Here is a 21,010-nt window from a genome sequence, read left to right on the forward strand (position 1 = left end):
CGTAACCCCTTCGGGTACAACGTTGCTGCGCTACTTATAAATAACAATGTTTAAAGCATGTTCATGAGGTTCATAACGAATGAAAAGACAAAAGCGTGATATTGATCAAAGAGCATTTAAAAAAGGTTATCAAGCAGGCATTACAGGAAAATCAAAATCTCTCTGCCCTAATTCTACTACCACCGCAAAGCAAAACTGGCTAAGTGGCTGGCGTGAAGGTAGAGGCGACAACTGGGACGGTCTAGTTGGAGTATCCGGTATTCACAAACTCCCCGGGATCACAACATAGCAAAAATTGAAATTGAAAAGGCCCACATCAGGGCCTTTTTTTATGCTTAACGCATCGACTTAATCGCTAAGGCAGCATCTCTTATTAAAGCAGGCCCCTTATAAATGAAACCTGTATAGATCTGTACCAGGCTTGCCCCGGCATTAATCTTATCCACCGCATCTTGACCGCACATAACCCCCCCCACGCCAATAATAGGCAGACTCTCTCCAAGTTCGGCTTTCAGCTGAGAGATCACCTCGGTCGATCGCGTCGTTAACGGAGCACCACTCAAACCACCTGCCTCGTGCGCATGGGGGTAGCCCTGAACAGCCTCTCTAGCCAATGTAGTATTGCCCGCAATTACACCATCCAGTTCACGCGCTTTTAGCGACTGCGCAACCATCACAAGCTCTTCGTTAGTCATATCAGGAGCAATTTTGATTGCAGTGGGGACATAACGGCCATGCTTCTCTGCCAGTTTAGCCTGCTCTTCCTTAATCGCGTCAAGCAAAGAGTTCAGAGACTCACCAAATTGAAGGGTACGCAAGCCGGGCGTATTGGGCGACGAAACATTTACAGTTATATAGGTAGCACGAGAATAAACCGCGTTAAGGCATTTTATATAATCTGAATTCGCATCCTCAACAGCCGTATCAAAATTCTTCCCAATATTAATTCCAATAGGATTTTTGTACTGACTCGCTGCAACCTGCTGCAACAGGTGCTCAACCCCTTCATTATTGAAGCCCATTCGATTAATAATTGCCTGGTTCTCTTTCAGGCGAAATAAACGAGGTTTGGGATTTCCCGGTTGTGGTCGAGGAGTGATTGTACCCACCTCGACAAAACCAAAGCCCATTCGGCCCAGCGCATCAATGTGATCGGCATTTTTATCCAAACCTGCTGCGAGACCGACTCGGTTTGGGAACTGTACCCCCATCACTTCGACTGGGTCAGAAACCACATCTGGCAAAAATGGTGAAATCAACCCCAAACGATTGAACGCGCTCATCCAATCCAACGAAAGCTCATGAGCTGTCTCAGGCGGCAGTGTAAATAATAAGTTTCGTAAAAGTGAATAAGACATATACAGACCCGACTTTAAAAAATATTAACAAGTGCATTTTATAGACAAACATAATCGGCGTTCATTATATACACTTGTTCACAGGTAAACGAAAAGAAAATACTGGCAAGTCCATTCGGCAAAAAAAGACAAGCAAAAAAATTGCATTTTTTACTATTTTTTTTGCTAATTTCCGCCTCTAGCATGTTGACTTTCAAAGCGACTTAAATTCAATCCCCGTTAAGACAAAAGCATTATTACGCTTTTGACATTTATCCACCAATTCTGTGGATAACTTTGTTGAAAACTTAAGTAAAGACGGTCAAACCCCGCTAGAAATGGCGGCGACACACAAACTGATTATTTTTTAACCAATTAAAAAAGCCTTATTTTTCAATGCCTTATAGTTTCTTTAGTATTTTTGCAAAAAAACGCCATGTTTCATATTGACTTTCTTAGCAAATTCGAAAATGTGCATAAAAACGACGTTTTTCTGACGCGAATTGTAAATAACGCGCTAACTATAGAAGTAGGCGCTCTTTAATCTCGGAAATTTTATCTCGTAAACTTGCTGCCTTTTCGAATTTTAAGTCTTTTGCTGCCTGATACATTTCTTCTTCTAATGAACGCATCTCAGACTCCAGCTCTTTCGGTGTTCGAGCAGCGATTGCCATATCGTACTCCTGACCTGCATCCGCAACTTTATTTTTTGCTTTGCGCTTTCCAGGAATGAAAGAAGCACCTTCCATGATATCACCAACCTTCTTATTCAGGCCTTGGGGCGTAATACCATTTACTTCATTGAAGTTCATCTGCTTTGCTCTACGGCGCTTTGTTTCTGATATCGCCTTCTCCATTGATCGTGTGATTTTATCTCCATATAAGATCGCTCTGCCCTTAACGTTTCTAGCCGCCCGCCCTATCGTCTGAATCAGTGATCTTTCGGAACGAAGAAAACCCTCCTTATCAGCATCGAGAATTGCAACCAGGGCAACTTCCGGCATATCAAGCCCTTCTCTTAACAGATTAATACCTACCAGGACATCAAACTCACCACGACGTAAGTCCTGAATAATTTCAATTCTTTCGACAGTATCTATATCGGAATGCAAGTATCTGACTTGAACGCCATGCTCCATTAAGAAATCTGTGAGATCCTCAGCCATACGCTTTGTTAGCGTTGTAACCAACACTCTTTCGTCTAGCTCGGTTGCCGCATTAATCTCCGACAGCAAATCATCTACTTGAGTTGTAGCAGGCCTCACTTCTATTAGAGGATCAAGCAACCCCGTCGGCCTAACGACCTGCTCAACGGTTTTGTCAGCATGCTCTTCTTCGTAGGTTGATGGTGTCGCGGAAACAAAAATAGACTGGGGAGATATACGCTCCCATTCTTCAAAACGCATAGGCCTATTATCAAGTGCCGACGGAAGCCTAAAACCATACTCCACCAAGGTTTCTTTTCTAGACCTGTCGCCTTTAAACATTGCACCAATCTGAGGAATCGTTACGTGCGACTCATCGATTACCATTAAGGCATTATCCGGCAAATAATCAAACAAGGTAGGCGGCGCTGCGCCGACATCGCGCCCAGACAAGTAGCGCGAGTAGTTTTCAATACCATTACAGTAACCCAGCTCTGTCATCATCTCTGTATCATAGCGAGTTCGTTCTTCTAGCCTTTGCGCTTCGACGAGCTTATTATTGTCCCGTAACTGCGCTAAACGAATTTCTAATTCGGACTTAATTCCATCCACAGCATTCAGAATTGTTTGGCGCGGCGTAACATAATGGGATTTAGGGTAAATCGTAATCCGAGGCACACGACGCGTCACTTCGCCGGTTAAGGGGTCAAAGAAACTTAAGTTCTCGACCTCATCATCAAATAGCTCAATTCGGATTGCCTCTTTTTCAGACTCAGCGGGGAAGACGTCTATCACATCACCACGCACACGATAGGTAGCTCGGTGTAGCTCGATGTCATTTCGCGTATATTGAATCTCGGCCAATCGTTTTAAGATATCGCGTTGACTAGCCGGCTCCCCCCTATCTAGATGTAGCATCATCTTGAGATATGATTCCGGGTCACCCAAACCGTAGATGGCAGAAACCGTGGCAATAATTATTGCGTCTGGCCGCTCCATAAGTGCTTTAGTTGCAGATAGACGCATCTGCTCAATATGTTCATTGACTGAAGCATCTTTTTCAATAAAGGTGTTTGAAGATGGAACATAGGCTTCAGGTTGATAATAGTCATAGTAAGAAACAAAGTACTCGACCGAGTTTTGCGGGAAAAACTCTTTAAATTCGCCGTATAGCTGAGCCGCCAGTGTTTTATTATGCGCCATTATAATAGTAGGTCGCTGAAGCGCTGAGATAACGTTTGCAACCGTATAGGTCTTACCTGACCCCGTTACACCAAGAAGCGTTTGATACATCAAACCGTCTTCTATCCCCTCAACAAGTTGTTTGATTGCTTCAGGCTGATCCCCCGCTGGGGAAAATCGTGACTCTAGTAAAAATTCCTTCGCCATTATGATTCCGGTCGTAATGAAAAAATGATAGACTTCGCAAGTTTGACCACTCCCTTAAAGGAAAATCTATTATCAGTCACGAAGCATGACTGTAGATTGACCTTCTAAACTTGGGTGGCAGCACTAAGACACTTGTATATAAATACAACTGCAGCTATGCGATGCGCTTATCGGGTAGCAAACGATAGCAAATTTTTTGCTTTAGAATAAGCCAGTGCACGTTCTTTATTTACGGTGAGCAATTATTCCTGATTGAGGAAACAGACTTGGAAGCACAATCATCCAACCCAGCTTTATCTGCCCTGGAACTTTCAAACCGGGTACAACTTATAAAACCATCTCCGACCTTGGCTGTTACCAACAAAGCCAATGAACTAAAAGCCGCAGGTAAAGATATTATCGGCTTAGGCGCTGGCGAACCAGACTTCGACACCCCTGAACACATTAAGCAGGCTGCGATTAGTGCAATAAAAAATGGCCAGACGCGCTACACCGCAGTAGACGGCACTCCAGAACTAAAAGGCGCGATCATCGATAAATTCAAGCGCGATAACAAGCTTGAGTATACGCCTAAGCAGATCCTCGTATCGTCTGGCGGAAAGCAAAGCTTTTTCAATCTCTCACTTGCCTTGCTAAACCCAGGCGACGAAGTCGTTATCCCTGCACCGTACTGGGTATCCTACCCCGACATGGTCAAGATAGCGGAAGGCAAACCAGTTATTGTTGAAACGAGCCTTGATAACCGTTTTAAAATGACTGCCGAGCAACTGTCAGCAGCAATTACCGATAAAACCAAAATCGTAGTTTTAAACTCTCCCTCGAACCCAACCGGGATTGCTTATACACGTGAAGAACTGGTTGCCATTGGCGAGGCACTAAAACAACACCCTGAGATTTTAGTCGTTACCGATGATATGTACGAACATATTCTATGGACAGAACAACCTTTCGTTAACATATTGAACGCCTGCCCAGAGCTATATGACCGCACCTTTGTTTTGAATGGTGTCTCTAAAGCATATTCCATGACAGGCTGGCGCATTGGCTACGCAGCAGGACCAGAAAAAGCAATCGCTGCGATGAAAAAGATTCAGTCGCAAAGCACATCGAACCCCTGCTCCATTTCTCAAGCCGCGGCGTTGGAAGCACTAAATGGCAGCCAGGAATGCATCACAACAATGGTTACCGAGTTTAAAAAGCGCCACGACTATCTTGTCGCAGCGCTTAATGAACTTCCCGGCGTGGAATGTATTTCTGGCGATGGAACATTTTATGTCTTTCCAAACTTCCAGGGTGCTATCGACAATCTAGCGAATATATCTAACGATGTTGAAATGGCCGAGATGCTGCTAAGTGAAGCAGGTGTGGCACTTGTACCTGGGTCTGCTTTTGGGTCTCCTGGATGCATGCGCCTAAGCTTTGCAACCAGCATGGAAATATTAGAGTCAGCAATTTCACGTCTCAAAAAAGTACTTTAAGGTCTTGACCTGGGCCGCTTTGCTCTTTAGTATACGCGGCCTTGATTAACGAAGTCTTCGTTAGTCTTCTGTTCCCCGATAACTCAGTTGGTAGAGTAGCGGACTGTTAATCCGTTTGTCGCTGGTTCGAGCCCAGCTCGGGGAGCCAACTTCTTATTCCCACTTTCCTAACTTTATCAAAGCTGCGCTTTGAATTAATTCTTTGTAGATCCACTCCAATCTATAGACCAGGCCTAAGACCTGCAGGATACAACCAGACCGTTTTTTTCACCCCCAAATAAGCCACATCGATTTGCCAACTATAAATATCGCAAACACAAACAAAAAAGCCCCTTACTTTCGTAAGAGGCCTGCCTTTAATCTCAACTATTAAAACTAGTTAAAGCTAATAGCTTTCTGGTAGAAACTTGCCGGGATACGTATATTTGTAGTAAATGATCTGAAGTCTGCATTCTCATCACCATCATCCAGAATAACCTCAATACTTCCACCTTCGCGCTCCAGGAAGCCCTTAACAGCATCCATACCAACACCACGCCCTGAAACGTCCGTAACCTCATCCGCAGTAGAGAAGCCCGAGGAGAAGATCAAATTAGCGATTTCACTCGCTGAAGGCTTCGGATCGGATTCTGCATAAATACCCTTCTCGATCGCCATTTTATAGATACGGCTAATTGCAATACCGCGCCCGTCATCGCGAACCGCAAGGTTTGCCAAATCGTCTATATAGCTAACGTCCAGACTAATAGTACCACTTTCAGATTTTCCTTTTTCAAGGCGCTCATCAATCCCCTCAATACCGTGATCCATAGCGTTTCTGAAAACATGCATGAATATGTTATTAAGCGTGCTATGCGCTTCGCTCTTAACAAAGATTCCTGCATTATCAATTTCGATATTTGGTTTACCCTTGCCAAGCTGCTCTGCGAGCGAGTTAGCTGATTCGATAACATCTGAAATCACACCATCTAAGGGCTTAGCTTCCATTGACATCAGCATGCTGTATGCCTCAGAAACAACACCTTTAACATTGTCATCAAGCGTTTGCTGGGTAAGTGACTTGATATTTTCCAACCAAGAGCTGACGCGTGCCGGGTCTAAGGAAATACCACTCTCAGCCTCTCCATCACGACCAAGTTTCTCACGGAACACATATGCATACTTCGCGATGATATCTTCCGCACCACTTAACTCTTCGAGCAATTGCTTCTGATCCCAAAGTACATCTTCATTCTTACGAAGATCGTCATAAGTACTTTCAACTTCATGAACAATGTCGGTAACCTGACTCAAACCATAGGTACGAGCATTCCCTTTCACTGTGTGCATTGAGCGGAACAGGTTAGCAATAATGTCCAGGTCTTTCTCATCATTTGCTTCGATAAGCTGTCGACATTCAGCCAAGAAGTCTTCAGAAGTACCAATAAAGTCGGCAAACTTACTTGCATCAACAGCAAGGATTTCACCAATAATTGCCAACTCACGCTTCTGCTCTTCAGCCTCTGCTTCTAGAGCTTTAAGCTCGGTAACATCTCTGACTGTCACCATTAACTTATCAACTTCACCTTCTTCACTGATAATTGGATCCCAATCCAGCTCAAGAATCTTTTCACGATCATCATCCATGCGGATGTTCATTTCAGTCATTAAGCAATGAGAGTTGAAGTCGTACATCATCTCGTCTTCACCGACAATAGCATCGACACCAGTAATATTCTGATCAACTGCATCAGAACCCGCCGTTGTGTTGCTAAACAACAAGTCCGCAAAGTTACGATCTGCGATACGGTCAGTTTCAAAGATCTGCTCAAGGAATGCTGCATACTCTGGATGAATAAAACCACCCTCGGTAATAGTAAACAAACCTTGGTGCATATTCGCCATCATGTTTGCAATATCGTTGTTCTTCTGACGAAGCTCTGCAGTACGCTCTTCCACTTTCGCTTCCAAGTTTCTGTTTTGCTCTTCGATAACTTCACGCATTCGAATACTTTTGATTGTCGTCACCAAGGATCGCGCTACAGAAGAAACGAACTCATAATCACTATCAGCAAAACTCACATTCTTCACATCACCGGAAAGGTTAATCACACCAACGAGAATCTCTTTGTCGACAAGCGGTACACATAGTAAGGCACGCTCTTGCCCGCCAGCAGACGAGACAAAGTTCTTATCTTTTTCGGTATTTGGAACAAAAATAGTCTTTTTGGTTTCAGCTGCTTTGCCTAGAACACCTTGTCCCATATCAAACTTAACAGCTCCACTACCAGCTTCAATCGCTTTAGGTGGGAAATGTGCTTTCACCTCTAACTGCTGATTTTCATTTGTAAGAAAAACCGAACCCTGCGAAACGCCAATCTTTTCATGCATACTTTGAAGCACTTCTTCAAGAGCAATATTTTGACTCTGAGCACCGGCCAAAGAACGACCAATTGCATTCAATTTGGCAAGATCGATCATCTTCTTACGGATAGCTAAACGCATCGAGTTAAAGTTCTGGGTAGCAAGTAAAATCAGAACTATCAACATCACTATCGAACTCTTAAAGCCGAAGTCCAAACTACCTAACACTTCACCCTGCAAGTCATTAAAGCGAACATCTGCTGCTTTCAATAACTCGTCAAGCCCTTCAATAGATTGTGTTACTGCTGAATCTGCTTCAGACAACTTCTGTTTTGCAACTTCAATTTGCTCCAACTGCCGTTTTTTGTGATCAACAATTGAGGGTGTCTTTTTAATATATTCACTTATTTCAGCATAAGCATCAAAGGCGGCGGGAAGCATATCGTCTTCATCAAAATCCTTAAACACTTCAGCACCCTTAACGAACCAAGAGTGAGAGTCATTGATCGACCACTCAAAATCTCCCATACCTTCGCTGACTCGCCCGATATCCTGAGTGATTTTTATTTCATCAATGGTCTTAAATATATTATTAATCAAGGTAATCGATTGATTAGCAAAGCCTATTACCAAATCCATCTGATCCTTGTACTCTTCAGGTGGCAGGTAATATTGTATTTCATCAAGGGAAGCACCAACATTATCAACTAAGCCAAATAACACGTCAGCTTCTTCTAACATGTAATCTCTTGCCGTCAAAACTTCAGATTTTGACTCAAACATTTCGTTAACTGCATAACGGTAAAGGTCATAGTTACTTTTAATACCAATAACGAGCGCCTTCATTTGCTCATCAGATTCAGCTAGTTTTTCAAGACTGACATATCTTTCATCAAAACTTTTAGCGCCTTTATCGAATGATTTTTTAAAACTAGCAATCTCATCCTGATTCTCAGCATTAAATGCCAGAGAACTGAGTTTTGCTAATTTTAGTAGCTGTATCTGTACATCGTTACTTTCTTTCACGACAGGCACAGCCGTTTCATTCACCCTTGAGGTTGACCCATTGATGTCATTAAGATTCCATAAAGATGATAGCCCGGACACCAATAGCAAAGAGATGATAATGGCAAAACCGAGACCGACTTTCTGATTAAACGTTAATTGCAGCATAGTATTTTCTTTCTTTCTGATAGTTCTAAAGAATTTATTTTTTAACTCTCACCTAGTTACTTTAGCGTAGATTTTAGGAATGTCATGATTTCTCTAATATTTTTCCAGCAAGTTCAAAATATACTGCTAATATAATTTGTAAGCGTTTGATACCTTTCATATCCACCTAACTCAGATTTATAAGAAGATGACTGACAACAACACCCTTTTGTTTTCAATAGCTGCCTTTATTATTGGCAGTTTGATCACGTTTTTCGTGGTACGCACAAGAGCTAATAAGGCTATAGCCGCTATTAATGCTGATACAAACGCGCACCTGGATCAGATTACTCAGCTAGAGGAAAGTAACCAGACACTACAAGAACAATTAGATATCGCTCTAGGTTCTGTTTCATCTTTTGAAGAACAAATCGGCGGCCTCAACAATCAGATATCTACCGTTCAAGATCAGCTCGAAAATGAAAAAGCAATTCTAGAGAATGAGTATCGCGCACAGATAGATGAACTAAATAGTACCTTCAACGCTGAGAAAGAAAGCCTTAGCTCTCAACTTACTCAAGTTGAAAAAGACCTGGCAGACCTTGCTGACCTACTTGTTACGTTCGAGCGCTGGCACGAAAGCCTAACCCAGCTCATGCTACATAATGCTGAGATGCACACGCAGAACCAGGAGTTTTTCAACATCGTTAAGCAGATTGTAATCCTTGCGCTGAATGCAGCTATCGAAGCTGCAAGAGCAGGCGAACACGGTCGTGGTTTTGCTGTAGTGGCTGACGAAGTTCGTAACTTGGCGATGCGAAGCCAAGAATTAAGTGAGAGCTATAAAGAAAATCTAAACAAGAATGACTTTTTGACCACCGCGACCTTCCAGGACATTCAGGCTAGCGGAAAAATGATACTGACCGATGTCTCGTCCACGACAGAGATTGTTAAAAATATGCTTAACCAGCTATAGAACAGCTGATAACAATGAACAGAACGAAACAAAAGTAAATTTTGGCCACGCATATGTTAGTAAATGAAGAATTCAAAAATGAAATAAAGCGCACCTTCAAAGCAAGTTTTGAAGAGTCAATAACTGCGGGGTCTGACCCTTCCCGCTGGTACATAAAAGAGCGCACAAATCTCGACAACCTTAACGAGGCTGAGTTCTACGTACTGACAATGTCCTCGCAGCTTTTCAGAATATTCGCACTGTTTCACTTTACTAAAAAGCCAGAAACAGAAAGCTTGATTTCAGAGACACTTAAGATTAACCAAAGCAATCTTGATGACGATAAGTTCTATGACTATCTCGGCGAAGTAGGTAATGCATTTTTAGGTGCCATTAAACGAGATATTGGTAAAGCAGTACCAAGCCTTGGCGTGTCGACACCAAACCGATTAAGTAAAGATTGTTTAAAGTACATGAAGAGCTTGAATACAAATTTTGAATCTCATTCAGTTGCTGAATACGATGACCAAGCCCTCTTTTACGCGAGCGTTTATTTAGTTGCCGATGAAGAACTCGATATACGTATTGATAGACACTTGATTGAACAAGAAACCGATTCAGGCGAGTTAGAAATGTTTTAATTGCATCTATCCAATAAGAAGACGCAATAAAGATAGATTTAAGCAGGAGTAAAAATGAGCGAAACCACACAAATAGTCAGTAAAGTTTTGGTGCACGAATGTAATGATGATGCACTATCTGTACTCAAAGAAGTCTGCACCAAGCATAAGCTTGTCGGCCTAAAAGTTAGTACAGGCAATAATATGATCGGCATTAAAGATGCTTCGAACGAAATAGATGACATACTAAAGTCTAACGTTGACCTCGGCGCAATATTTCTATCAGAGGATCCTGACCCGAACGGCTTCACCGGTTTAGATTTGTGCATGAAAATTCATCATACACGACCTGAACTACCGATTTTTCTTCGTAGAAGCAGCCTTACTGATACGCAAGACCTTGACCCTGATGTTCAGGAAGCAATTACAGGTGTTTATACACTTGAGACACCTGAAGCTCTAGACGAGCTAATCAGCTCATATGTGTGCAGCATGTACTATCCTATCGAGCTTGCACAGGGCATCCAGGATATTTCCTTAGATGCATTTGAGAACATCTTTAAAGGTACAGATATTAGTTGCGAGCAGCCCTATTTGGTTAAAGACCAAATCATTTACGGTGAGCTGTTTAGCCTTATACCTTTAGAAAGTGACTGGTGTCGTGGGTACATGATGCTACAGACTACTGAGAATGAGATATTGGAGCTTATTAGATCTGGACGCACTCATATAGACACAACACGCCCTGACTCTAGAGACACCAACTCGGTTCTCAATGAGCTGACAAATATGATTTGGGGCGGAATTAAATCCCGTTACTTCCATAGCGGTGAAAGCCCGGATGATGGGCATCGAACACAAGTACCGATCATTGTTAACCATGTACAAAAGCATATTTCTTTTGGTTCAACGGAACCTCAGCTATGCTTTAAATATACGCTTAACGACCCGGGCAGACGCTACCCAAATATTACCTTGTACCAGCGCCTGGTATTTAACCTAAGCTGGTCACCAGAAAAGTTCGCTGAAAGCGACAAAGCAGTTGATGATTTCGTAGATGGCGGAGAGTTAGAGCTATTCTAACCCCAGCGCATTTGCTTAAAATATTTTGAATTTATTTGAATAATAGTCTTTAGAGACAAACGAGGAAAAAAACATGGCTCAAATTCTTGTTGTTGACGATTCTGCAACCGTACGCAATGAAGTTAGCTCATTTATAAAAGGGCACGGCATGACAGTAGAAGTAGCCGTCGACGGTAAAGATGGCTTGGAAAAACTGAAGAAAGACCCAAGCATCAAACTAATTATCTCGGACGTAAACATGCCAAACATGGACGGTTTAACCATGGTTGAAAAAGTACGCGGAGAACTTGGTAACGCAACTGTAAATATTATCATGCTCACTACGGAGAGCGATCCACGCATGAAGCAGCGCGGTAAAGCTGCCGGCGTTAAAGGCTGGATTGTTAAGCCTTTCAAAGGTGACAATGTTGTTGCAAGTATTAAGAAGCTTGTTGGCGCTTAAGCAAACAACCTTATTGCCCCCCCTGAAAAGAGCGATTTATTCGCTCTTTTTTTTGCCTGCGAATAAAAGCAATGAGCCAAGACTGTACTTTATAATGGATACAAAAAAGGCGGGATAGATTAACTCTACCCCGCCCTTTAAAGACTAACTTAAATCGTTAATCTCGCTAATAGCGATATCCTACCAGCCAGCTTTTTCTTTCAGCGCTGAACCAATATCCGCTAGAGAACGAACAGTCTTCACACCAGCTGCCTCGAGTGCAGCGAATTTCTCATCAGCTGTACCCTTACCACCAGCGATGATCGCCCCAGCATGCCCCATACGCTTACCAGCAGGCGCTGTAACACCCGCTATATACGACACAACAGGCTTTGTTACATTAGCCTTGATGTACTCAGCTGCTTCTTCCTCAGCAGTACCACCAATTTCACCAATCATTACAATAGCTTCTGTCTGGGGGTCGTTCTGGAACATTTCCAAAACATCAATAAAGCTAGTACCTGGTACTGGGTCACCACCAATACCTACGCAACTTGACTGACCGAAGCCTGCATCAGTTGTTTGCTTAACCGCTTCATAAGTCAAAGTACCTGAGCGAGAAACAATACCAACCTTTCCTGGTAGGTGAATGTGACCAGGCATGATACCGATCTTAGTCTCTCCTGGGGTGATAACACCAGGACAGTTTGGTCCAATCATACGAACGCCAGCTTGATCAAGCTTAACCTTCACATCAACCATATCCAAAGTAGGAATGCCTTCAGTAATGGTAACGATCAGCTCGATACCTGCATCAATCGCCTCTAAAATCGCATCTTTACAGAAAGGTGCTGGAACATAGATAACCGTAGCCGTCGCACCCGTAGCTTCAACCGCTTCGCTAACAGTGTTGAATACTGGAAGACCAAGATGAGTCTGACCACCCTTACCCGGACTTACACCACCAACCATTTGCGTGCCATATGCAATAGCTTGCTCTGAGTGGAAAGTACCTTGCCCACCAGTAAAACCCTGACAGATAACTTTTGTATCTTTATTAATTAAAACTGACATTATTTACCCTCCGCTGCAGCGACAACTTTTTCTGCAGCATCTGTCAATGATTCTGCCGCGATAATATCCAAATCAGAGCTAGCAAGCACTTCTCTGCCCGCTTCAGCATTTGTACCTTCAAGTCGTACGACAACTGGTACTTCAACACCTACTTCTTTAACTGCACCGATAATACCTTCAGCAATCATGTCACAACGTACAATACCACCAAATATATTAACCAATACTGCTTTTACATTGTCGTCAGACAAAATAATTTTGAATGCTTCTGAAACACGTTCTTTCGTCGCACCGCCACCAACATCCAAGAAGTTAGCAGGCTTACCACCGTGCAAGTTAACGATATCCATCGTACCCATTGCAAGACCGGCACCGTTAACCATACAACCAACATTTCCGTCCAGAGCAACATAGTTCAATTCGAATTTAGCAGCATGTGCTTCACGCTCATCTTCTTGAGAAGGATCGTGCATTTCACGGATCTTAGGCTGACGATATAAAGCATTGCTATCAACGCCAATTTTTCCATCCAAGCAGTGGATGTTACCTTCGTCTGTAATGACTAGAGGGTTGATTTCTAATAGTGCGAAATCATGATCATTGAACATGTTCGACAAACCCATAAACACTTTTACGAACTGCTTGATCTGATCGCCTTCAAGACCTAACTTGAATGCAAGCTCACGACCTTGATACTGCTGTGGGCCAACCAGTGGATCAATTTCAGCTTTGTGAATCAATTCAGGCGTTTCTTCAGCAACAGTTTCAATTTCAACACCGCCTTCAGTAGAAGCCATAAACACTACGCGCTGAGACGCTCTATCTACGACGGCACCCAAGTACAATTCGTTAGCAATATCAGTGCAACTTTCAACAAGAATTTTTGCAACTGGCTGACCACTCTCGTCTGTTTGATACGTGACAAGATTCTTACCCAACCAGCTCTCAGCAAAGGCCTTGATCTCTTCTTTGGACTTAACCAGCTTAACGCCACCTGCTTTACCACGGCCACCTGCGTGAACCTGGCACTTCACTACCCACATATCGCCGCCAATTTTATCGGCTGCAGCAGCCGCTTCGTCAGCTGTGTCACATGCATAACCTGTAGAAACAGGCAGTCCGTATTCAGCAAAGAGTTGTTTTGCCTGATACTCGTGTAAATTCATAATTCATTCCGTCATTTAATTGATTAATGCCACTCGTATTAAGTGGCCGGACAAAATCTCGGTCAATCCTTAACCGATCACATTGCGCCACTCATTGCTGGCACAGCGTAAATCCCTTTTCTTTCCCGTGTTATGTTCGCACTAGCCCCGCTTATCTATTGAAATAATGCGGGGAATATGCGTTATTATTTATTTACGTTTCTTTCTATTTGCAATATGAATCGCATGACCACCAACAGCTAATGCAGCTTCATGGACCGTTTCTGACAATGTTGGGTGAGCAAACATTGTCAAACCAAGGTCTTCAGCGCTAGAACCAAACTCCATCGCGATAACCGCTTGCGCAATTAGCTCAGAAGTACTGCCACCTATCATATGAACACCAAGTACTCTGTCCGTCTTAGCATCTGCTAATACCTTAACCATACCTGCAGTGTTATTCGCTGCCATTGCACGGCCATTTGCAGCAAACGGACAAGTACCAACGTTATACTCAACACCGTCAGCCTTTAGCTGCTCTTCAGTACGTCCAACCCAAGAGATTTCAGGGTTGGTATAGATAACCCCGGGAATCGTATCGTAATTAACTTCAGTCTTTTGACCAGCAATACGCTCAGCAACCATAACCCCCTCTTCAGAGCCTTTATGCGCTAGCATTGGACCACGTACAACATCGCCTACGGCATAAACACCCGGAACGCCTGTATTACAATGGTCATCTACGAAGATAAATCCGCGCTCATCGAGGTTTACACCGCTATCAGCCGCTAACAAGTCTTCTGTTACTGGTCGGCGACCGACAGCGACTATCAACTTATCAACCTTAAGTTCTTGCGCACCTTTGGTATCTTCATAGCTAACGTTTACGAGGCCGCGCTTGATATCGGTACCATTAACACGCGCCTTTAATTTAATATCCAAGCCCTGCTTCTTAAATTGCTTAAGCGCTTCTTTTGCAATTTGCTGATCAACAGAACTTAAGAAGGTATCTTGAGCTTCGAGGACCGTTACTTCAGAACCCAAGCGCGCCCATACACTACCCAATTCAAGGCCGATAACACCTGCCCCGATCACGCCCAAACGCTTAGGAACTTCATCAAAGTTCAGCGCACCAGTTGAATCAACGATATGGCCTTCAGTTAAAGGTGCTGGCGGAATCTCTACAGGTGTTGAACCTGTTGCAAGAATCACATTGTCAGCATCGTAAACAGTAACACCACCCTTGGCATCCGTTACTTCAACCTGCTTACCCGCAAGCAATTTACCCGTACCTTGAATCGACGTTACACCATTTGCTTTGAACAAAGATGCAATACCACCTGTTAAATTCTTAACAATCGTATCTTTACGGCCAATCATCTTAGGCACGTCAATCTTCAAATCGTCCAGGCCAATACCGTGCACGTCAAAATCATGCTTCGCCTCTTCATACTTATGTGAAGACTCAAGCAAGGCTTTTGAAGGGATACAACCCACGTTCAAACAGGTACCACCAAGAATCTGCTTACCTGTCTCAGATGTCCACTTTTCAACACACGCAGTCTTTAAGCCAAGCTGACCACAACGAATTGCAGCAACATATCCAGCCGGACCAGAACCAATTACGATTACATCATACTTATTTGACATTTATATTTATCTCCCGGTTCTCGACTTAAATTTCTAGAAGAATTCTAGCTGGATCTTCAATCATTTCCTTGATCGCAACCAGGAACTGAACAGCTTCTTTACCATCAATCATTCGATGGTCATAAGACAAAGCAAGGTACATCATCGGCAAGATCACAACCTCACCATTAACAGCCATAGGTCTCTCTTGAATCTTATGCATACCCAAAATCGCCGTTTGAGGCGGATTCAAGATTGGCGTAGACATCAAGGAACCGAATACACCACCGTTAGAAATAGTGAAAGTACCGCCTGTCATTTCTTCAATAGAGAGCTTACCGTTACGGGCTTTTTGACCATACTCTTTGATTGATCCTTCAATTGTTGCCAAGCTCATACCATCTGCATCGCGTAAGACTGGTACTACCAGGCCTTTATCACTTGATACCGCTACACCAATATCCTGATAACCATGATAAACAATTTCATCACCATCGATTGACGCATTAACTGCCGGGAAGCGCTTCAAGGCTTCAGCAGCTGCTTTAACGAATAAGGACATGAAACCAAGCTTAGTGCCATCATGCTTCTTCTCAAACAACTCTTTATATTGTTTTCTAAGATCCATTAAGGGCTTCATGTTAACCTCATTAAAGGTGGTCAACATGGCAGTATTTTGACTTGCATCCAACAATCGACGTGCAATGCTTGCTCTTAAGCGAGTCATAGGCACTCGTTTTTCAGCGCGAGCGCCAAGATCAAGCGCTACTGGCGCAGCAGGGGCCGATACTGGCTTACTAGCTGGCGCAGCAGCGGCCGGAGCAGGTGCACTAGTAGCAGTTGCAAGGTGCGCAACAACATCCTCTTTTGTCAAACGACCGTCTTTACCACTTGCTGCAATAGCTGACGGATCAAGACTATTTTCTTGCACCAATTTTTTAGCAGCCGGGCTCATGATAACTTCGGCAGCAGGGGCCGACTCTTCAGTCGCCGCCGGAGCCGCTTCAGCTGCGGGTGCTGCGGCACTTGTACCGCTTGCGCCAGCTGTAAACTTACCGATGACTTCGCCACTTAGGACAATATCGCCCTCTTGCTTTAAAATAGATTCAATCACACCATCATCTGGCGCAACGACTTCAAGAACGACTTTATCAGTTTCTATATCGACGATGAGTTCATCACGCGATACCTGCTCTCCAGCTTGCTTATGCCAAGTGGCAACTGTTCCATCCGCGACTGACTCTGGGAAGGTTGGGGCTTTAATTTCTGTAGACATTTCCAATCCTTATTAAACTATTCAACATCAAACGCTTGGTTAACTAGCGCATTTTGTTCTTCAACATGTACCGAAATATAGCCTGCAGCAGGAGCAGCGGAGCTTTTACGTCCGGCGTATCTTAAATATATTTTTTCATCAATTTCTTTGAGCACTCGACGCATTCTATGCTGCGTTGGATACCATGCACCCTGATTTTGGGGCTCTTCCTGACACCAAACAACATCACTTGCTTTCGGGTACTGTTCCAAGATGGCCTTAAGATCATCCCCAGGGAACGGATACAATTGCTCGATACGAATCACCGCAGTATCAGTAATTTCATTATGCTGTTGGAAATTCAACAGGTCATAATAAACCTTACCGCTACACATAATGACGCGTTTTATATTGCGAACATCATCAACATAGCTATCGCCAATAACTGTCTGGAATGTACCTGAGCTCAAATCATCAAGCGTTGAGGTAGCTTCTTTGTGACGAAGTAAACTCTTCGGCGTAATGGCGATCAGAGGCTTCCTCAAAGGTCGTTTAACCTGACGACGAAGCATATGGAACACCTGTGCTGGCGTAGTTGGCACACAAACCTGGATATTATGCTCAGCACACAACTGCAAGTAGCGTTCCAAGCGAGCGGAGGAGTGTTCAGGACCCTGACCTTCATAACCGTGAGGTAGTAGCATGGTTAGGCCACATAGGCGCCCCCACTTTAACTCACCACTGGTAATAAACTGGTCAATAACAACTTGTGCGCCGTTTGCGAAGTCACCAAACTGAGCTTCCCAAACTACGAGTGCACCAGGGTTGGTCGTTGCAAAACCATATTCAAAGGCAAGAACCGCCTCTTCCGATAACAAGGAGTCGATAATCTCGCACTTAGGCTGATCTTCTTTGATATTCTGCAAAGGCACATAAGTCGATCCATCTGTCTGGTTGTGTAAAACAACATGACGATGAGAGAAGGTACCGCGACCAACATCTTGACCTGAGATACGAATTTCATGACCTTCTGCTAGCAAACTAGCATAAGCCATTACCTCGCCATAACCCCAGTTCAGCGGCATTGCGCCCTGATTCATTTTATTTCGATCTTCAATGATCTTCTGAACCTGCTTCTGAATAGGAAAGCCTTCATGTATCGCACCTAGCTTTTTACCTAAACGCTGCAAGGTTTTGGCATTGACCGAAGTCTTAGCCTTAGCTGTCCACTCATGGCCAATGAATGGCGTCCAGTCAACATACATAGACTTATTCGGTTCCAGAACCAAACTCTTGGTAACATGATCACCGTTCTCTAGTGCTGAACGGTAGTCATTTTCAAGCTTTTTAGACTGTTCTTGTGAGATCACCTGCTCTTCAAGTAAGCGCTCAGAGTAGATAGAACGAGTTGTCTTCAAGCTCTTGATCACTTGATACATTAATGGCTGCGTGCCCGAAGGCTCATCCGCCTCGTTATGACCACGACGGCGATAGCAGAACAAGTCAATAACGACATCTTTCTTAAACTGATTGCGGAAATCAATTGCAACCTGAGTAGCAAACAAAACAGCTTCGGGGTCATCACCATTTACATGCAAGATTGGCGCTTCGATCATCTTTGCAACGTCGGTACAATACTCTGTTGAGCGCGTGTCTTCACGCTTATTGGTGGTAAAGCCAACCTGGTTATTAATAATAATATGTACGGAACCACCCGTACCATAACCACGAGTTTGTGACATCTGGAAGGTTTCCATCACCACGCCCTGACCTGCAAACGCAGCATCGCCATGCATGATAATAGGTACGACAGAATCCCGACGCTCATCTTCCCTTCTACCCTGGCGCGCTCGAACCGAGCCTTCAACAACCGGAGAAACAATCTCAAGATGTGAGGGGTTAAACGATAAGGCTAGATGCACTTCGCCACCTGGCGTCATCACATTCGATGAAAAGCCCTGGTGGTATTTAACGTCACCGGAACCAATATCATGGAGTTTTTTACCGTCAAACTCATCGAACAAGTCTTTCGGGTTTTTACCAAGCGTATTCACCAAAACGTTTAGGCGACCACGGTGAGCCATACCTATAACGATTTCTTTAGCACCATAACCACCGGCACGCTGAATCAGCTCATCCATCATCGGGATCAGACTTTCACCACCCTCCAAGCCAAAGCGTTTGGTACCTGGGTAACGAGAGCCAAGATATTTTTCTAAGCCTTCTGCTGCTGTTAAACGCTCTAGCAGATGGTAGCGCGTATCAAATTCGTAATTGGGCTTACCTTTTACTGACTCAATACGCTCTTGAAACCATGTACGAATATCTGTGTCTACGATATGCATGTACTCAGCGCCAAGCGATGAGCAATAGGTTTCTTTCAGTCCGTTAACAATCTCTCGAAGACTCAACTCATCGGAACCGAAGACCAAGTTACCAATCTGAAATTCGGTATCCAGGTCGGCCTCGCTCAAACCGTGATATTCAAGCTCCAAATCAGGAACATCAACCCGCTCCATCAAACCTAAGGGATCAAGCTTTGCTGCCTGGTGGCCACGAATTCGATAGGAGTTAATCAATTGAGCGACTTTAACTTGCTTCTTATCGTGCTCAGAGGTTGCGCTTGCGGGAGTAGTCAGTTCGTGACTTGCGTATTTGTTTTTGGAAAGGTGGAGAAACTGTTCACGAATGGTCGAATGAGGGATGTCTTTCTTAGCATGACCATTAACTCTTGGGAGTTGGTCAAAGTAGCTTCGCCATTCTTCAGAGACGCTGTTAGGATCAGCCAAATAAGCGTCGTACAGCTGTTCAACGTATACTAAATTTCCGCCAGACAAGTGAGATGTCCGCCAGAGTTGTTCCATGATGCTTTCTTGCATTAAAAGCTCGCCTTAGTTAGCAGTAAATGCGAATACCAGGCACTATCTTATTGGCGGCCAATATGTATCTCTAAGATACCTATACGTAGCCTAACGATAAAAAGCGATTTCGCCTTGTAACGCCCTACATAACAGGCTCGGATGACTGCTGCCTCAAAGATAATACGGGTGTTACCCGATTCCCCAGTGGTTATTATTTCTCAGCGAACTGCAAATTCGGCTTTTTGGGCTTACTTTACAGTTTCCTAAGTTTTCAGACCTAGGCTAAAGCACTAGGTCTGAAAGGATTCATCACTTGATTATAGACATAAATTCAAAACTTGCAGATTATTGCAATTGATTATGTCTCGACGGCAGAAAGTCTACCCTGACCACTACCGTCTTCAGCACTATTAAGTTGAGCGCTGCAACAACATATTTCTAATATGACCAATAGCTCGCGTTGGATTAAGCCCCTTAGGACAAACGCTAACGCAGTTCATGATACCCCGACAACGGAAAACACTGAAAGGGTCATCCAAATCAGCTAAACGCTCTGCCGTAGCAGTATCACGTGAGTCAGCCAAAAATCTGTATGCCTGTAACAAACCTGATGGCCCGACAAACTTGTCAGGATTCCACCAGAATGATGGGCAAGCTGTTGAACAACAAGCACATAAGATACATTCATACAATCCATCCAGCTTTTCACGATCTTGAGGCGTCTGTATACGCTCAATAGCAGGTGCTGGCGTATCATTAATCAAGAATGGCTTAATTTTCTCGTATTGCTTGTAGAACATAGACATATCTACAACCAAGTCACGAATAACCGGCAAGCCCGGCAAAGGACGAATGATTAACTTGTTACCCTTCACAACTTCTGAAAGAGGTGTAATACAAGCCAATCCATTCTTACCATTCATGTTCAAACCATCTGAACCACAAACACCTTCACGACAAGAGCGGCGGTAAGCCAGTGATGGATCTTTTTCCTTAAGCAAGCCCAGGACATCAAGAACCATCAAATCTTTCCCTTCAGGGATCTGTAACTCAACATCCTGCATATAGGGTGCAGTGTCTTGTTCAGGATTATAGCGATATAAACTTACTAACATCTTCCAAA

The 21,010-nt window shown here is 43.7% G+C and carries 15 protein-coding genes and 1 tRNA gene; 7 read left to right on the forward strand and 9 right to left on the reverse strand.

Going from position 1 to position 21,010, the window contains the following annotated elements:
- The first annotated feature begins 79 nt into the window (after positions 1 to 79).
- Positions 80 to 289, forward strand: a complete 210-nt coding sequence (gene rmf, locus A3729_RS15625; RefSeq protein WP_068509010.1) for a ribosome modulation factor — start codon at positions 80 to 82, stop codon at positions 287 to 289.
- A 46-nt stretch (positions 290 to 335) separates the two neighbouring features.
- Here the strand turns inward: rmf and A3729_RS15630 are convergent, their stop codons facing one another.
- Together A3729_RS15630 and uvrB are read right to left on the reverse strand one after the other, a co-directional pair.
- The gene (locus tag A3729_RS15630) at positions 336 to 1,358 is read right to left on the reverse strand and encodes a quinone-dependent dihydroorotate dehydrogenase (RefSeq protein WP_068512352.1); all 1,023 of its coding nucleotides are present in this window, start codon (positions 1,356 to 1,358) and stop codon (positions 336 to 338) included.
- 500 nt (positions 1,359 to 1,858) lie between these two features.
- Positions 1,859 to 3,871 carry an excinuclease ABC subunit UvrB gene (gene uvrB / locus A3729_RS15635; protein WP_068512349.1) on the reverse strand — a complete coding sequence of 671 codons (2,013 nt, stop codon included), beginning with the start codon at positions 3,869 to 3,871 and terminating at the stop codon, positions 1,859 to 1,861.
- A gap of 266 nt (positions 3,872 to 4,137) precedes the next feature.
- On the opposite strand from uvrB, the gene A3729_RS15640 reads away from it, so the two are divergent.
- Positions 4,138 to 5,349: a pyridoxal phosphate-dependent aminotransferase gene (locus tag A3729_RS15640; protein ID WP_304439727.1), complete on the forward strand. Its 1,212-nt coding sequence runs from the start codon at positions 4,138 to 4,140 to the stop codon at positions 5,347 to 5,349.
- A gap of 72 nt (positions 5,350 to 5,421) precedes the next feature.
- Positions 5,422 to 5,497, forward strand: a tRNA-Asn gene (locus tag A3729_RS15645).
- A gap of 227 nt (positions 5,498 to 5,724) precedes the next feature.
- On the opposite strand, the gene A3729_RS15650 is transcribed toward A3729_RS15645, so the two are convergent.
- Entirely contained in the window at positions 5,725 to 8,865 is a 3,141-nt protein-coding gene (locus tag A3729_RS15650; RefSeq protein WP_068634057.1) for a GAF domain-containing protein, read from the reverse strand.
- A 187-nt stretch (positions 8,866 to 9,052) separates the two neighbouring features.
- Between A3729_RS15650 and A3729_RS34630 the strand changes: the two genes are divergently transcribed.
- From A3729_RS34630 to A3729_RS15670, 4 genes are all read left to right on the forward strand, one after another.
- A complete protein-coding gene (locus tag A3729_RS34630; protein WP_068512343.1) occupies positions 9,053 to 9,820 on the forward strand; it encodes a methyl-accepting chemotaxis protein in 768 nt (255 codons plus the stop codon).
- Between the two features lie 53 nt (positions 9,821 to 9,873).
- A complete protein-coding gene (locus A3729_RS15660) occupies positions 9,874 to 10,440 on the forward strand; it encodes a hypothetical protein (RefSeq protein WP_068512340.1) in 567 nt (188 codons plus the stop codon).
- 54 nt (positions 10,441 to 10,494) lie between these two features.
- Positions 10,495 to 11,502: a chemotaxis protein CheX gene (locus A3729_RS15665; protein WP_068512335.1), complete on the forward strand. Its 1,008-nt coding sequence runs from the start codon at positions 10,495 to 10,497 to the stop codon at positions 11,500 to 11,502.
- A 73-nt stretch (positions 11,503 to 11,575) separates the two neighbouring features.
- On the forward strand, positions 11,576 to 11,944 hold the full coding sequence (locus A3729_RS15670) for a response regulator (protein WP_068512332.1): 369 nt from the start codon (positions 11,576 to 11,578) through the stop codon (positions 11,942 to 11,944).
- A gap of 180 nt (positions 11,945 to 12,124) precedes the next feature.
- Here A3729_RS15670 and sucD read toward each other — a convergent pair whose 3' ends face one another.
- From sucD to A3729_RS15700, 6 genes are all read right to left on the reverse strand, one after another.
- On the reverse strand, positions 12,125 to 12,997 hold the full coding sequence (gene sucD, locus A3729_RS15675; RefSeq protein ID WP_068512330.1) for a succinate--CoA ligase subunit alpha: 873 nt from the start codon (positions 12,995 to 12,997) through the stop codon (positions 12,125 to 12,127).
- Positions 12,997 to 14,163, reverse strand: coding sequence for an ADP-forming succinate--CoA ligase subunit beta (gene sucC, locus A3729_RS15680; protein ID WP_068512328.1), 1,167 nt, complete (start codon positions 14,161 to 14,163; stop codon positions 12,997 to 12,999). The genes sucD and sucC overlap by 1 nt, the downstream gene beginning before the upstream one ends.
- Positions 14,164 to 14,352: 189 nt before the next feature.
- On the reverse strand, positions 14,353 to 15,792 hold the full coding sequence (lpdA, locus tag A3729_RS15685) for a dihydrolipoyl dehydrogenase (RefSeq protein ID WP_068553414.1): 1,440 nt from the start codon (positions 15,790 to 15,792) through the stop codon (positions 14,353 to 14,355).
- 25 nt (positions 15,793 to 15,817) lie between these two features.
- Complete coding sequence (odhB, locus tag A3729_RS15690) at positions 15,818 to 17,047, reverse strand: 2-oxoglutarate dehydrogenase complex dihydrolipoyllysine-residue succinyltransferase (RefSeq protein WP_068512323.1); 1,230 nt, start codon at positions 17,045 to 17,047, stop codon at positions 15,818 to 15,820.
- Positions 17,048 to 17,064: 17 nt separating this feature from the next.
- Entirely contained in the window at positions 17,065 to 19,905 is a 2,841-nt protein-coding gene (locus A3729_RS15695; protein ID WP_068512320.1) for a 2-oxoglutarate dehydrogenase E1 component, read from the reverse strand.
- Between the two features lie 392 nt (positions 19,906 to 20,297).
- A complete protein-coding gene (locus A3729_RS15700) occupies positions 20,298 to 21,002 on the reverse strand; it encodes a succinate dehydrogenase iron-sulfur subunit (protein ID WP_068512317.1) in 705 nt (234 codons plus the stop codon).
- Between the last annotated feature and the right edge of the window lie 8 nt (positions 21,003 to 21,010).

The organism is Oleiphilus sp. HI0043, from assembly GCF_001634935.1.